Here is a 15,023-nt window from a genome sequence, read left to right as displayed (position 1 = left end):
CGTCAAGGGAAAGGAACCCAACATGACCGAAGCCTATATTTACGACGCCACGCGAACCCCGCGCGGCAAAAAGAAGAACGGAGCGCTCAACGAGATCACCGCGCTGCAGCTGGCCACCCAGCAGCTCGAGGCGATCCGGGACCGCAACAATCTCGACACCTCGCTTGTGGACGACGTCATCATGGGCGTGGTCTCGCCGGTGGGTGAGCAGGGCGCGAACATTTCCCGCTCCGCCGTGATCAATGCGAACTATGCCGAGACGACGGCGGGCTATCAGCTCAACCGTTTCTGCGCCTCCGGTCTGGAAGCCGTGAACGTGGCCGCCGCGAAAGTCATGTCCGGTGAAGCCGATTTCGCCATTGGCGGCGGTGTGGAAGCCATGTCGCGCGTGCCGATGGGCTCCGATGGCGGGGCCATGGGCGCCGACCCGGAAATCTCCTTCGACCATTACATCGTGCCGCAGGGCGTCTCTGCCGACCTGATCGCGACCAAGTACGGTTTCTCGCGCGATGATGTCGACAGCTATGCCGTGGAAAGCCAGAAGCGCGCCGCCAAGGCCTGGCAGGAAAAGCGCTTCGCCAAATCCATCGTGCCGGTGAAGGACCAGCTGGGCCTCAACATCCTGGACCATGACGAACACATGCGTCCGGACACCGACATGCAGGGCCTGGGCTCGCTGAAATCGGCCTTCAAGGATCTCTCCGATTTCGTCGGCTTCGAAGCCGTCGCCACCCAGCGCTATCCGGAAGTGGAATATCTCAACTGGGTCCACACGGGCGGCAATTCCTCCGGCATTGTGGACGGGTCGGGCATGGTCCTGGTCGGTTCCAAGGAAGCCGGCGAGAAAGCCGGTCTCAAGCCCCGCGCCCGCATCCGCGCCATGGCCTCGATCGGGTCCGAGCCGACCATCATGCTGACCGGTCCGGTTCCGGTGACGGAAAAGGTTCTCAAGAAGGCCGGCATGTCCGCCTCCGACATTGATCTGTGGGAGCTGAACGAAGCCTTCGCGGCCGTCGTCCTGCGCCTGATGCAGGCCTATGACATCGACCACGACATCATGAATGTGAACGGTGGCGCCATCGCCATGGGACACCCGCTGGGCGCAACCGGTGCGATGATCCTGGGCACCGTCCTCGACGAGCTGGAACGCTCGGGCAAGGAAACTGCCCTGACCACGCTCTGCGTCGGCGGCGGCATGGGCACCGCGACCATCATCGAGCGGGTCTAGGTCTGATGGCGCTCTGCTTCGACGATACACACCCATCCTCCGCCTTGATGGGGGAGGTGCCCGGCGCATGCCGGGCGGAGGGGGTGAATCCCGGTGCAGGCCATTGGGCGAAGACCTCGCCCCCACCCCTTCCGCCCCTTCGGGGCACCTTCCCCATCAAGGGGAAGGATGACTTCTCAACGTGTCGCGCCGCATCGAGTTCGGCGGCGACTGGGAGATAGAAATGAAAAACTTCACACTCGAAATCGACAATGACGGCATTGCCCTGGTCACCTTTGACAGCCCGGGCAAGTCGATGAATGTCATCTCTGCCGAAGTCATGGATGACTTCGACGCGCTGACGGCCAAGGTGATCGATGATGACGCCATCAAGGGTGTCGTCATCACCTCCGGCAAGGATGCCTTCTGTGCCGGCGCCGACCTGTCCGAGTTGGGCGGGTCGTCCTCCCAAGCGGCCAAGCTTCCGGAAGACGAGATGAAGGCGAAGCTGTTCGAGCAATGCTTCCGTCTCAACAAGACCTTCCGCGCCCTGGAAACCTGCGGCAAGCCGATCGCCGCGGCGATCAACGGTCTCGCCCTGGGCGGCGGGTTCGAGATTGCCCTGGCCTGCCATTACCGCGTCATGCCGTCGGACAATCCCAAGGCCAAGCTGGGCCTGCCGGAAGCCCTGGTCGGCGTTCTGCCGGGCGGCGGCGGCACCCAGCGCCTGCCGCGTCTCGTCGGTGTCATGAATGCTGCGCCGATCCTGCTCCAGGGTCAGCAACTGGACGCGGAGAAGGCCCAGGGTCTGGGCATTGCCGATGCGGTCGTGCCGCTGGCTGACCTGGTCGCGACGGCCAAACAGCTGGTCAAGGACGACCCCAAGGGCGGCAAGCAGCCCTGGGATGGCGACAAGTTCAAATTCCCGGGCGGTGGTCCCTACCACCCCGCCGGTGCCCAGATGTTCTCGGCCGCCTCGCCGATGCTGCGCAAGAACACCTATGGCAACTACCCGGCCCAGCGCTACATCCTGTCCTGCGTCTATGAAGGCGCCCAGGTCACGATGGACCAGGCCATCCGCATCGAGAGCCGCTATTTCACCAAGCTGCTCCTGCGTCCGGAAAGCCGCAACATGATCCGCTCGCTCTTCCTGTCCAAGCAGGACCTGGACAAGGGCGGCCGCCGTCCGGCCAGCCAATCCAAGGGTGAGGTCAAGAAGATCGCCATCATCGGGGCCGGCTTCATGGGGGCCGGTATCGCCACGGTGTCCGCCCAGGCGGGGATCGAGATCGTGCTGATCGACGCCACCCAGGAAGGCGCCGACAAGGGCAAGAAGCATTGCACGGATCACTTCGCCAAGGGCGTTGCCCGTGGCAAGCTGAGCCAGGACAAGGCTGATGCCCTCGGTGCGCTGATCACGCCGACCACGGACTACACCCTGATCAAGGATGTCGACCTGGTTGTCGAGGCCGTGTTCGAGAATTCCGAGCTGAAGGCCAAGATCACCAAGATGGCGGAAGAGCAGATCGGCGAAGACGCCGTGTTCGGCTCCAACACCTCCTCCATTCCGATCACCGACCTGGCCAAGGCTTCGGCCCGTCCGAAGAACTTCATCGGCATCCACTTCTTCTCGCCGGTCGAGAAGATGAATCTGGTCGAGATCATCATGGGCGGCGAAACCGGCGATTACGCCCTGTCGCGTGCCATCGATTTCGTCACCAAGATCAAGAAGACGCCGATCGTTGTCTCCGACACGCGCGGCTTCTACGCCAATCGCTGCGTCATGCGCTTTGTGGGCGAGGGTCTGAGAATGCTGGCCGAAGGCGTTGAGCCGGCCCTGATCGAGAATGCCGCCAAGATGGCCGGCATGCCGGTCGGCCCGCTCTCCCTGCAGGACGAGGTCGCCCTGGATCTCGGCGTGAAGCTGATCAAGCAGACCCAGTCCGATCTGGGCGATGCCTATCAGCCGAACGGCACGGAGCCGATCCTGTTCAAGATGGTGGAAGAGTATGAGCGCTTCGGCCGCAAGAACGGCAAGGGCTTCTACGACTACCCGGCCGAGAAGGGCCAGCCGAAACGCCTATGGCCGGAACTGGAACAGTTCGCACCGGGCGGGTCCTACGCCGCCGAGCAGCCGAGCGCTGACGAGGTGAAGGATCGCATCCTCTATGCCCAGGCCCTGGAAGCCGCCCGCTGCATGGCGGAGGGCATTGTCCAGGATCCGCGCGAGGCCGATGTCGGCTCCATCCTCGGCTGGGGCTTCGCGCCCTATACCGGCGGCACGCTCTCCTTCATCGACACGGTGGGGGCCAAGGCCTTCGTCGCACGGGCCAAGGAACTCGAAGCCAAGTTTGGCGACCAGTTCGCGGTTCCGGGTCTCCTCGAGGAGATGGCGTCGAAGGGTGAAACCTTCTACGGCCGCTTCGGCACCCAGGCCGCAGCCGCCTAGGTCAGCCGACTGCCATTGAACCGGAAAGCCGGCGCAATTCAGCTTGCGCCGGCTTTTCTTTGTCGCTATTCCGGGCGGGAAATCAGGGTGTTGGAAGTTTTCACCAGGATATCCACAGAATCCGGAAAGTTTTCCACCAAAGGCGCGAACTTGTCCACGAAACGGCAAGTTCAGTGCATTGCTGACCCGGCTTCCGACTGCTTTACTTCAATCATCGACAGCGACCGAAGCGGGCCTCAGGCCCAGGGCGCGACGGAAGGAAAGCCCGGACGGGCTGGCTCCCCCGGGAGGCAGAACCAGAGACGGGCAGGCCGGACGAGACCAAGCCGCAAGGGGCGGGATCGGAAAGCCAGGCTCAAGGGAAGGACCCGCAAGGGTTCCGAACCGGACAGTCAGACCTTCTGGCGAGACCGAACCACCTCCCTGGAGGTGGGGAAGAGGAAGCGACGATTACAGTGCAGACCCGGGTTTGCACTGGCCTCGGTCCCCGGACCGGGGTGCGCAGAAGGAGGCGGTCTCAAAACCGCTACCGGAAGCAACACGGCCGCCCGCCTCCAGATCCCCCCGGGGAGATGGGACGGGCGGTTGGTGCTTTTGGGCCCTGTTGCAAACCGATTCATTAAAATGCGCGAGCTTTGCGCGCCGACTGGCCGGGCGTGTGAGGCGCTGTGGCACATGGGTATTGCGCCGCGTGTCCACCGCCTCACACCAATGTTATCCAGTCTGAGATGACAGTCCGCACTGTGCCCCTTCACACTGGCTTATCGGCCGGACAAGCAGGGGGCGGACATGCTGAACGAGGTGCGGGATATCGCCCGGCCATGGGCCTGGCGCCTCGCCCGGCTGGCCCGCTTCACCCTTGCCGGAGTGATCGCGCTCGCGCTCGTTTTCGCGTTTCAGGCGATTTTTCGCGGCATGTCCTGAAAATATTCGCGCGGCGAGTGTGTTGAATCTCAAGGCAAACTGGGCGCGCATGCATACGGTAAACACAAGTTTAATCAAATATGAGCTGCGTTAACCTTCTCTCTGGCGAATATGCGCCCATCTGTCATTTGGGCAGGCAGAGCAGACTTAGAGCAGACGACGATGAACCAGATCCAAAGCCGATGGCCCTCACAGGTGCGCACCGTAGCGCTCATCTGTTGGAGTCTGGCTGTCATGATGACAGCGGCGCTGGGCTGGTCTGCCTGGCAGGCCTACGACAATGCGGGCGAAAGCACGCGCCATGTCCAGGCCCGGATGTCCCAGGACCTCGGTGTGGTCTCCAAGCCGATCGGTCCGGTCGCGCGCCAATAGGCCTGTCCCCGAATTCATGACTCTGACGCTGGTCCGCCGGGCCTGCCGGACGTTACTCTCTCGCGACACAGCGAGGGGACGTCATGGCTCAGGCGCGTCTGGACGACGATGACTACATCATCGGGACCGATGATATCGAGGTGCAGCGCCTCGGCCAGCAACATGCGATCTGGCAAGAGACGGCCTTGGCCGCCTGGCGCCGGGCCGGTATCCGGCCGGGCATGACCGTGATGGATGTCGGGGCCGGTCCCGGCTATGCCAGTTTCGACTTGGCGCGCATGGTCGGGCCGCAGGGCCGGGTCATCGCCATTGATCAATCCGCCCATTTCCTGGCGGCCCTCAAGGCTGGCGCGCGCGAGCGCGGGCTGGACAATATCTCCTGCGTCGAGGCGGATCTCGCCGATATCGACTGGGCGAGCCTGTCCTGCGATCTCGCCTGGACCCGCTGGTGCCTGTGCTTTGTGCCGGGCGTGGACACGGTTCTGGCCGGTATCAACCGGGCCCTGCGTCCGGGCGGTCGGTTCCTGGCGCAGGAATATGTCGATTATCGCAGTTTCCGCATCGAACCGGCCGAGCCCGTCTTCGAGCGCTTTCTCAAGGCGGTGCGCGAGAGCTGGGTGCATTTTGGCGGCGATCCGGACATTGGCCGGCGCCTGCCCGGCCTGGCAGCGGATCTGGGCTGGCAGGTCGAGGACATGCGTCCGGTCATTCACGCCACCCGGCCCGGCGAATGGATGTGGACCTGGCCGACGGCCTGGCTGGAGCAATCGCCCAACCGGCTCAGCGAGCTGGGCTTCCTGGACGCCGGCGATGTCGAACCCTTCCGCGATTTCATCGCGCGGCGGACCGCGGATCCGGCCAGTCTCCTGATCACGCCCATGGTGCTGGAATTCAGCGCCCGCAAGCCGGGCCCCGCCTGACTTCCGTCCGATACGGGTCTGAGGAAAACTGAATTCCCGGTTTGCTCGCGACCAAATCCCGATACTCTGCCCCGGCAAGCGGGAGGATGAGATGAGCTATACCCTGATCGGCGCTCCGGTATCCCTGTATACCGGCAAGGTCCGCGGCTATCTGCGCTGGAAGAATGTGCCCTTCCGCGAGGAATTGGCGACGCGAGAGGTCTACAAGCAGGTGATCCTGCCGCGGGTCGGCTGGTCGGTTATTCCGGTGGTCATCCATCATGACGGAACGCCGGACGGCATCACGCTGCAGGACACGACCGAGATCATCGATCATGTTGAACAGGCAGAGCCCGGGCCCTCGGTCTATCCTGACACGGTCCGGCAGAGACTGGCCGCCCTTATTCTCGAGCTTTTCGGCGATGAATGGTTGGTGATCCCGGCCATGCACTATCGCTGGATCTACAATCGCGATTTCGCCCACCGTGAATTCGGCGCGATGCAGAATCCGCACTTGTCGCCCGAGGAGCAATGGACCGCCGCCGAGAAGGCCGTCGCCTTCTTTTCCGGCAGTATCAAGGGTCTGGGTGTGAATCCGGACAGTTACGCGGCCATCGAGCAGGCCTATGAGGCCTTCCTGGCCGCCTTTGACGCCCATCTGGCGGAGCAGGATTTCCTGTTCGGCTCACGCCCCTCCATCGCGGATTACGGTCTGCTCGGCCCGCTCTACGCCCACCTCCTGCGCGATCCGGAATCCGGCGCTCTCATGCGCCGCCTCGCCCCCCGCGTCGCCGCCTGGACCGAGCGCTGTCATGCCCCGCAGCATGGCCTGACCGGGGACTTCCTGCCGGACGATGAAATCCCCGCCGGTGTGCTGCCGATCCTGCGCATGTTTGCTGCGCAGCAATTGCCGGTCCTCCTGGATACGGCTGACGCGCTGACCGCCTGGGGCGAGGGCCATCCGGATGATCAGGAAATTCCGCGTATCCTCGGGTTTCACAAGGCAAAAATCGGACGGGGTGACAGCGTGGTCGAGACCGACCGGGCGATCATTCCCTATCCGCTCTGGATGCTCCAAAGGGTGACGGACTATCTGGACAGTCTGACCGGTGCAGATCGCGAGGCGGCCGAGGAATTGCTGCGCAGCATGGGGGCGCAAAAACTGATCGGCTACCAGCTACCCTTCCGGCTCGCGCGGACGAATTTCAAACTTTGCCGCGGCGGATAGGTCAGGCAGCAAACCGCCAGATGTCCATGGCCAGGGAGCCCCGGCTCCAGGATTGGTGCAGGCAGTCGGCCCGTCCGCCACCAGCGGCCATCGCCACCAGCAGCGGCCGGAAATGCTCCGGGGTCGGGTGATTGAGCGCCGCATGCGGGGCAGAGGGCCAGTCCAGCAGGGCCTCGGCGTCTCCGCTTTCGATCAAGGGCACCAGAGCATCCCGGAAGGCCAGCGCGGCCGGGTGCGGCGGATCATACTCGCCCAGGCTGAAGGCCAGACGCAGGGAATGGGTGAGGGACCCTGAGCCGATGATCTGAACACCCTGACCGGCCAGCGGGGCGAGGGCCCGGCCCAGGGCCAGGGCGGCCGCGTCACTGTCGGGCAGGCTGACCTGGAACACCGGAATGTCCGCCTCCGGCCGCACCAGCGCCATCGGTATCCAGGCACCATGATCGCGCCCGCGAACCGGTTCGGCGACCGCCGGAATGCCGGCATCAGCCAGCGCTGAGAGAACAAGTTCGGCGATGTCCGGCGCGCCCGGCGCGGGATAGACGGCGCGTTCCAGGTCCGTGCCGAAGCCCCGGAAATCATGGATCGTTGCCGGCCGGTCCATGGTCTGGACCCGGACCGGCTCCGCTTCCCAATGCGCCGAAACCATCAGGACAGCCCGAACCCTGTCCGGCAGAACCAGTCCACTCAGCGCCTTGTGGGCCGCCGACGGAGTAACCAGCACATCCGGCGCGCCGTGGGAGATGAAAAGCGGAGCAATCATGGCGGGGTCTCATTCGTTGCAAGCGACAATGTGCTGTCTTTCCTGCGCGGAGATAAGTATACAGGTTCGAGACTTTCTATTTCTTGTGAGGAATAAATGGACCGGATTGATGCGCTGCGCCTGTTCTGCTCGGTGGCGGAGCTGGGCAGTTTCACCAAGGCGGCGGAACGCGAAGCGATGACGCCGGGGGCCGCCTCCAAACAGATCACGGCCTTGGAGCAGCGGCTTCAGGCCCGTCTCTTCGAGCGGACGACCCGCTCGGTCCGTCTCACCGATGCCGGTTCGGCCCTGCTGGAACGCGTCCTGCCCTGGCTATCGGAATACGACGCTCTGGCTGAAGGCGTCGCCGAGGCCCGGTCGGCGCCTGCGGGCACGCTGCGGATTGCCGCGCCGGTGGATTTCGGCGCCCGGGCCCTGGTGCCGATCGTGGCGGATTTCATGAAGGCCTGGCCTCAGGTGGAGGTCCGCCTGTCCTTTGCCGACCGCATGGTGGATCTGGTCAATGAAGGCTTCGACCTGGGCGTGCGGATCGGCAATCTGGCCGACAGTGCCCTGATCGCCCGCCGGCTTGCGCGGGCCGACATGGTGACCATGGCGGCCCCCGACTACATCGCCCGCGCCGGGACGCCGGAGGAACCGGCAGATCTCAGCCGGCATGAATGCATCGTCGACCGCAACAAGCCGGCCCCGCAATTGCTGAAGTTCGAGCGCGACGGCGTCGTCGCCGAGGCCCGGATCAATGGACGGATCACGCTCAACGGCGCCGTGGCGGCGGTGGCAGCCTCCGAAGCCGGACTGGGCATTGCCTGCTCCCCACGCTGGGCGGCCCGCGATGCGCTGGACGCCGGTCGTGTCGTGGAAGTCATGCCGGACTGGATTCCGGAAACGCGCCATCTCTGGGCGGTTTTCCCGTCCAACCGCTACATGACCCACCGGGTCCGCCTCTTCGTCGACTATCTGTCGGAGCGGTTCGACGGGGTGATCTGACGGTCTCCAGATCGGGCGCGCTCATCCTCCATTCATGTGCTAACTTGTTATCAGGCGCGGCAAAGCACGCGCACGATGCGCACTGAGGGGATGCACATGAAACGGTTTCTCACACTGGCCCTGGCCTGCCTTGGCATGACGGCCTGTGCCACCACCGCGTCCGGTCCGGCAGGCGGCGGACTGGCCACCGGCGCGTTTGATCGCAGCCAGAGCGATGAGAGTCAGGTCACGGCCTATGGCTATCAATTGTCCAGCCATGGCGGCTGGGATGGCCACATGTCCTACCTGGAAGAGGATGGTCAGGCGCGGGTTTCGCTGCGCCTGCGTCAGGGCGAAGGCGAGGCCGACTATGTCGATCTGGATATCGCCATGCCCTATCTCGCCGAGGGCGTCCGCCGTTTTTACGGCACGACACCGGACGGTGAACGCGTCGCGGTCGAGCTTCAGGCCGGCCCCTGCGAGGCCGCACCCGGCGACGGGCACACCTATTTCGCGGATGTTTTCTATCGGGGTGAGACCCTGTCCGGATGCGGCCGCGAAGTGGCGCGCGACGATAACTGGTCCAACTATCTGATGGCCTATCTCCCCGCGATCGACACCTGTCTGGACGAGATGGGAGACCGCGCCCGTCATGTCTCCGTGGCCTACACCCTGCCGGGCGGGCACAGCGCGATCCGGCTGGTCGACGGGCAGGCCCAGACCTGGGAATGCGCGACCCGGGACGAGGGCGAGGCGGTGAATTCACTGCGCGAGCTGGACAGTGTCGACATCATGCACGGTGAGGGCAGTCCCATCTTCGTGCGCGGCACCTATCCCGATTTCGGTGAAGGCTGTTACGTCTACGAGACGGTCCGGTTTGCCGATGGCAGCCTGATCGGCTCCTTCGGCTATGACACGTGCAATGCCACAATGGTGTCCGCCCGGGAGCCCGGGGTCGGCTAGGCTTTAACCCGGTTTTTACGCGAACAGGACGAGGCAGGTCTGATGCAGATCAAAGCGCTTCTTTCCGGTCTTGTCCTGGCCAGCCTTTGTGCGGCCTCCGCTGGTGCGGAGCTGCGGGATGTCTCTTATGGCACGCAGGGGGGCGAAGGCCTTGTCTGGCTCAGCTTCGACGAACAGCCGCAGGCGGTCACGATGGTGACCACCCAGACCGGTGTGGAGCTGGCGATTACCGGCGTTTCGGCGCGGTCCCGCACGATTGCGCCCTACCGCACGGATCTGGTGTCCCAGCTGCAGGTCGCGCCACAGGGCGATGCCGGCCTTGTCGTCACGCTGACCGCCCAGCGGGCCTGGTCCGGCGCCCGCGCGGATGTCTATTCCGGCGGTGTCCTTGTTCGCATGAACCTGGTCGCGGACAGCGCGCCTGTCGCATCCGCTGCGGCGAGCCCGTCACCGGCGGCCCCCGATGCCGGTGTCATCAGCCGGACGGCGCCCGGCGGCGATTTCGCGGATCGCGCACCGGCGCAGGCGGACTCGACGACGCCCGATGCCGACGCCACCCCGGTGGACCATATGGCGACCGATGCGGGCCCGGCTGCGTCGGCCAGTGACCACACGGCCCAACCCGAACCGGACGCACCGGCCTCGACACCCGTGGCCAGCGCCCCGGCATCGCAGGCACCGGCTTCCGCCGCGCCGAGCCAGACCCCGCCTCCGGCGGAGTGTGCGGCCCAGGCGGCAGCTGTCGAGGAAAGCCCCTGGGATGATGAGCGCCTGTTTGCCCATGCCGCCTGCCTGAGCACGGCGGGTGATCTGGGGCGGGCCGCCGGGATCTATGAGCAGATGCTGGCCTTCGAGCCGGAGAATTTCCGCGCCCTGATCGCGCTGGCCGAATTGCGTGCCGAACAGGGCAATGATGCCGGAGCCCGGGACCTCTACAGCCAGGCCGCGTCCCATGCGATCAGTGATGCCGAGGCCGCCCGGGCACGGGCCCGCCTGCGCGAGCTGCGGGAAAACTAGGCTTCACCCGACCGGGTCATCTGTGCGAGAGGGAGGCGAAACCCATTCGTCACCCGACAGGACTTCCCATGAGCGAAACAGAACCGGCCGGCCGCGTCCTCATCATTGCCGGCTCAGACAGTGGCGGCGGGGCCGGCGTGCAGGCTGATATCAAGGCGGTTTCCGCCATGGGTGGCTATGCGGCGACGGCCATCACCGCGATCACGGTCCAGAACACAAAAGGGGTCAGCGCCATTCATCCGGTGCCCGACGCCATCATTGCCGGACAGATCAAGGCGGTGCTGGAGGATATCGGGGCCGATGTCATCAAGACCGGCATGCTCGCCACGACCGGGGTCGTGGAACTGGTCGCCGACCTCCTGGAAGCCCAGGACCCGCCCATTCCGCTGGTTTTGGACCCGGTGATGATCGCGACCTCCGGGGACCGTCTGGTGGATGCCGAGACGGAAGAGCTGATCCGGGACCGGCTGGTCCCGCTGGCAAGCCTGGTCACACCCAATATTCCGGAAGCCGAGCGGCTGACCGGTGGAACGGTGGAAAATCTGGGCGACCAGATCGCGGCGGCGGAAGCCCTGATGGAGCTCGGGGCCAAGGCGGCCCTGATCAAGGGCGGGCATCTCAAGGGACAAGTCGTGACCGATGTCCTGGTCTCCACGCGCGGCATGGAAATCATGGAGCGCCCGCGCATCCAGACCCGGCACACGCATGGAACCGGCTGCACGCTGGCCTCGGCCATTGCGGCGCGCCTGGCCAATGGCGAGGCCCTGTCCGATGCGGTACGCACCTCCGGGGACTATCTCCACGAGGCGATCAAGCGCGCGCCCGGTTTCGGCGAGGGGCATGGCCCGATCGACCATATGTGGGTGTTGCGGCCCTAGCCGGCCGCCTCACCCGGCCGTTTCCGGGCCAGCCAGACACCCAGCAGGATGATGGCCAGGGCGGCCACGGCGTTCCAGCCGATCATCTCCCCGATCAAAAGCCCGGTCAGCATGGCGGCGATCGGGGTGAGATAATTGGCGATGGCGAGGAAGTTCGGGCCTGCCGAGCCGGCCACCTGCATCAGGACGACCGAGGCGAGGGCGGTGGGGCCGAGGGCCAGCCAGACCACGGAGGCCCAGGCTTCGGGCTCGACCTCTGCCGCATGCTGCACCAGGTCAAAGGCGCCGAAAGGTAGGGCGAATACGGCGCCGCAGATCAGCATGCCGGCGCTGGAAACCGATGGCGGGGTCGCGGGAATGAGGCGCGCCAGCACCGCATTGATGCCATAGCAGATGGCCGCGCCCACCACGCCCAGCTGGGCCCAGGCATCCGGTCCGCCCAGTTGGGACAGGGCAGCGGGTCCCAGCAGCAACACTACGCCGGCGAAACCGACCACAATCCCGACCAGCCGGCGCGAATTGAGTCGTTCGCCGGGCACGAAGACATGCGCCATGGCCACGGTGGCCAGTGGCATGGTCGCGACCAGGATGCCGGCCAGGGCACTGTCGATATGCTGCTGTCCCCAGCTGACCAGGAAGAAGGGCAGCGTGTTCCCGAAAAAACCCAGACCGGCAAACCACAGCCAGCGCGGATCCCGCAGGCCGGGCAGACGCCGGCCGCGCAGATGCGCCCAGAGTGTCAGCAGGATCGCAGCGCCGCCGATCCGCACGAAGATCAGCGCGGCGGGCGGCAGGGTCACCACAGTGTGCTTGATGAAGGCGAAGGCCGACCCCCACAGCACGGTGAGCAGGATCAGGGCAGCCCAGTCGCGCAGGGTCGGGTGGCTGGGGGCGAGGCTCACAAAACCGCCTTCAGACCATCAATGAAGGCCGCGATATCGTCGGCATCATTGTAGAGATGGGGCGTCACCCGCAGCCGGTCGCCGCGCTGGGAGACATTGATGTCGCGTGCGGCGAGGCGCGCCACGAGATCGGGCGGGCTGCCAGCGGGCAGGGTCAAGGCCAGATAGTGCGGAGCCCGGTCCGGCGTATCATCAGTCAGGCCGAGCGGCGCTGTGGCGGCCGCGATCTCGGCGGTGCGCGCTTTCAGGGTCCCGCACAGCGCGTCGACACCCCAGTCGAGGATCTGTGCCAGGGCCGCCGAGGCCGCCGGCACCAGCTGGAAGCCGGAGCGTTCGCCCATGTCGAAGCGCTTGGCGCCCGGCGCGTAGTCGTCGGCATAGTCGACCAGGCGGGCAAAATCCTCGGCGCGATCGCGGACGATCCAGTTCTCTTCCAGCGCCTCGCCGTCCTGATGATGGTCGGCGACATAGAGATATCCCAGTGAATAGGGGCCCAGCAGCCATTTGTATCCGGCTGCGACCGCAAAGTCGGGCTGGATGGCCTTGAGGTCGAAGGGCAGGGCGCCCAGCGACTGGGTCAGGTCCAGGACCAGGGCCGCACCCTGGCGCCGGGCGGCTTCATTGATGGCCGGCAGGTCGAGCTGCCCCCCATCGGCCCAGTGCACTTGCGGGCAGGCGACGATCGAGGTGGCCGGACCGATCGCGCCCAGCATGGCCTCGCTCCAGGACTGGTTGGCCGAGCGCTTCACCGTGCGGACGCGGCAGCCATGTTCTTTTGCCAGCTTGCGCCAGACATAGACATGGGAGGGGAATTGCTCGTCCAGGACCAGGATTTCGGTGCGCTTTTGCGGTGCCAGGTTCCGCGCTGCCGTGGCCAGACCGTAGGAGGCCGCCGGAACCAGGGCGATATCATCCGCCGGTGCGCCGAACAGGCGGGCCGCCTGGGCGCGCAGCGTGTCGGGCGTATCGAAGAAGTCCTGCTGGACGTTATAGCGCCACGGCTGGCCCTTGGCGCGATAGCTCGCCTCGCCGGCTTCAACGGCAGCCTTGGGCATCGGGCCCATATAGGCGGCATTGAGATAGACCCGGTCGCGTGGCAGGTCGAAGAGGGCGCGTTGGCTCGGGATCATGACCCAGCCTCTTGCCCCGACGCACTCAGGGCGTCAACGTGCAAACCGCTGTACCGACTTGCCTGCTGCCACCTGCCGGAGACCCGCCGTGGACGATACGATGACCGCCCCGACCCACACGAATAATCCCAAACCCGTCCTGCGACCGTCGGATCCGCGTTTCTCCTGCGGTCCCGTGAAGAAATATCCGGGCTGGTCTTGGGAGGCGATCGCCGATGCGCCGCTCTCGCGCACCCACCGTGGCGGACCGGGTCTGGCGCGCATCAAGGAAGCGATCGAGCGGACCCATGTCCTGCTCGGCCTGCCTGAAGGCTATCACGTTGCTGTCATGCCGGGGTCCGACACCGGCGCGATGGAAGCGGCGATGTGGTCCCTGCTGGGCCCGCGGGGCGTCGATGTGTTCGCCTGGGATGTGTTCGGCAATCGCTGGGCGACGGATGCCCGCGAGGAATTGCCGCTGGATGATCTGCGCATCTTCCAGACCCCGGCCGGTCAATTGCCGGACCTGTCGGAATATGACGGCCAGCGCGATGCGGTGTTCACGCTCAACGGCACGGCGGCCGGTGTCTGCATCCCCGATTATGACTGGATCGATGCGGACCGCGCGGGCCTGACCCTGTGTGATGCGACCTCCGGCGCCTTCGCCGTGGATATCGACTGGTCCAAGATCGATGTGCTGACCTTCTCCTGGCAGAAATGCATGGGCGGCGAAGCCCAGCACGGCATGCTGGTGATGGGGCCGCGCGCCATCGAACGCCTCAACAGCTACAAGCCGGATTGGCCGGTCCCGGCCATCCTGCAGCTGCACAAGGGCGATCAGGCCAATATGGCGATCTATGAGGGCTCCACCCTCAACACACCCTCCCTGATGGCGGTCGAGGACTATGTCGCCGCACTGAAATGGGCGAGCCGGATCGGCGGGCTGGACGCCCTGATCAAGCGGCGCGAAGCCAATTTCGAGGCGCTCGATGCCTGGGCGCAGACTTGCGACTGGGCGAGCTATCTGTGCGAGGACGAAGCTGTGCGCTCGCCCCTGTCGGTGGCGTTCAAATTCACCGAACCGGCGGTGCTGGCGATGGATACCGAAGCGCAATGGGCGCTGACCAAGAAGCTGTGTTCCCTGCTGGAGCGGGAGAATGCGGCCCTGGACGTCAACATGCACCGGTCTTCCGTACCGGGGATCCGCATCTGGTGCGGTCCGACGATCGAGGCGGATGACATCGCCGCGCTGGGGCCCTGGCTTGACTGGGCCTATCGCGAAGCGCTGGACGCGATGTGATCAAAGCGGTATCGCTCATAACGAATCTGAACTGACCGCCCGACCG

14 protein-coding genes are annotated in these 15,023 nt (G+C 65.3%); 11 read left to right on the top strand and 3 right to left on the bottom strand.

From position 1 onward, the window contains the following. Positions 1-22: 22 nt before the first annotated feature. The 6 genes from FCS99_RS14510 to FCS99_RS14495 all read left to right on the top strand — a co-directional run bounded on the left by FCS99_RS14510 (position 23) and on the right by FCS99_RS14495 (position 7,079). The gene (locus FCS99_RS14510) at positions 23-1,228 is read left to right on the top strand and encodes an acetyl-CoA C-acetyltransferase (protein ID WP_138513833.1); all 1,206 of its coding nucleotides are present in this window, start codon (positions 23-25) and stop codon (positions 1,226-1,228) included. Positions 1,229-1,451: 223 nt separating this feature from the next. Further along, the gene (locus FCS99_RS14505) at positions 1,452-3,656 is read left to right on the top strand and encodes a 3-hydroxyacyl-CoA dehydrogenase NAD-binding domain-containing protein (RefSeq protein WP_138513831.1); all 2,205 of its coding nucleotides are present in this window, start codon (positions 1,452-1,454) and stop codon (positions 3,654-3,656) included. Between the two features lie 789 nt (positions 3,657-4,445). Further along, positions 4,446-4,580 carry a hypothetical protein gene (locus FCS99_RS16345; RefSeq protein WP_267899626.1) on the top strand — a complete coding sequence of 45 codons (135 nt, stop codon included), beginning with the start codon at positions 4,446-4,448 and terminating at the stop codon, positions 4,578-4,580. Between the two features lie 234 nt (positions 4,581-4,814). Further along, entirely contained in the window at positions 4,815-4,952 is a 138-nt protein-coding gene (locus tag FCS99_RS16160; RefSeq protein WP_171036398.1) for a hypothetical protein, read from the top strand. An 83-nt stretch (positions 4,953-5,035) separates the two neighbouring features. Continuing rightward, a complete protein-coding gene (locus FCS99_RS14500; RefSeq protein ID WP_138513829.1) occupies positions 5,036-5,872 on the top strand; it encodes a class I SAM-dependent methyltransferase in 837 nt (278 codons plus the stop codon). Positions 5,873-5,963: 91 nt separating this feature from the next. Next, positions 5,964-7,079 carry a glutathione S-transferase family protein gene (locus tag FCS99_RS14495; protein WP_138513827.1) on the top strand — a complete coding sequence of 372 codons (1,116 nt, stop codon included), beginning with the start codon at positions 5,964-5,966 and terminating at the stop codon, positions 7,077-7,079. 1 nt (position 7,080) lies between these two features. On the opposite strand, the gene FCS99_RS14490 is transcribed toward FCS99_RS14495, so the two are convergent. Next, positions 7,081-7,842, bottom strand: a complete 762-nt coding sequence (locus tag FCS99_RS14490; RefSeq protein WP_138513825.1) for a DODA-type extradiol aromatic ring-opening family dioxygenase — start codon at positions 7,840-7,842, stop codon at positions 7,081-7,083. A 96-nt stretch (positions 7,843-7,938) separates the two neighbouring features. Here FCS99_RS14490 and FCS99_RS14485 point away from each other — a divergent pair, with 96 nt between their 5' ends. The 4 genes from FCS99_RS14485 to thiD all read left to right on the top strand — a co-directional run bounded on the left by FCS99_RS14485 (position 7,939) and on the right by thiD (position 11,666). Then, positions 7,939-8,829 carry a LysR family transcriptional regulator gene (locus FCS99_RS14485; RefSeq protein WP_138513823.1) on the top strand — a complete coding sequence of 297 codons (891 nt, stop codon included), beginning with the start codon at positions 7,939-7,941 and terminating at the stop codon, positions 8,827-8,829. Positions 8,830-8,925: 96 nt separating this feature from the next. After that, the gene (locus FCS99_RS14480; protein WP_138513821.1) at positions 8,926-9,771 is read left to right on the top strand and encodes a hypothetical protein; all 846 of its coding nucleotides are present in this window, start codon (positions 8,926-8,928) and stop codon (positions 9,769-9,771) included. Positions 9,772-9,813: 42 nt separating this feature from the next. Beyond that, positions 9,814-10,788 (top strand): tetratricopeptide repeat protein, encoded by a 975-nt coding sequence (locus tag FCS99_RS14475; protein ID WP_138513819.1) that lies wholly within the window; start codon positions 9,814-9,816, stop codon positions 10,786-10,788. Between the two features lie 68 nt (positions 10,789-10,856). Beyond that, a complete protein-coding gene (thiD, locus tag FCS99_RS14470) occupies positions 10,857-11,666 on the top strand; it encodes a bifunctional hydroxymethylpyrimidine kinase/phosphomethylpyrimidine kinase (protein WP_138513817.1) in 810 nt (269 codons plus the stop codon). On the opposite strand, the gene FCS99_RS14465 is transcribed toward thiD, so the two are convergent. Next, positions 11,663-12,568: a DMT family transporter gene (locus tag FCS99_RS14465; protein ID WP_233352852.1), complete on the bottom strand. Its 906-nt coding sequence runs from the start codon at positions 12,566-12,568 to the stop codon at positions 11,663-11,665. The two genes, thiD and FCS99_RS14465, sit on opposite strands and share 4 nt — an antisense overlap. Next, positions 12,565-13,698 carry an aminotransferase class V-fold PLP-dependent enzyme gene (locus tag FCS99_RS14460; protein WP_233352851.1) on the bottom strand — a complete coding sequence of 378 codons (1,134 nt, stop codon included), beginning with the start codon at positions 13,696-13,698 and terminating at the stop codon, positions 12,565-12,567. Before FCS99_RS14460 ends, FCS99_RS14465 begins: the two co-directional genes overlap by 4 nt. An 88-nt stretch (positions 13,699-13,786) precedes the next feature. Between FCS99_RS14460 and FCS99_RS14455 the strand changes: the two genes are divergently transcribed. Beyond that, positions 13,787-14,977, top strand: a complete 1,191-nt coding sequence (locus FCS99_RS14455; RefSeq protein WP_233352850.1) for a phosphoserine transaminase — start codon at positions 13,787-13,789, stop codon at positions 14,975-14,977. Positions 14,978-15,023: the final 46 nt, after the last annotated feature.

Source organism: Maricaulis alexandrii (assembly GCF_005871165.1).
In the GTDB taxonomy this organism is placed as follows: domain Bacteria; phylum Pseudomonadota; class Alphaproteobacteria; order Caulobacterales; family Maricaulaceae; genus Maricaulis; species Maricaulis alexandrii.
Note: the sequence above shows the minus strand (reverse complement) of the source record. Positions and strands in the feature narration are given on the sequence as shown.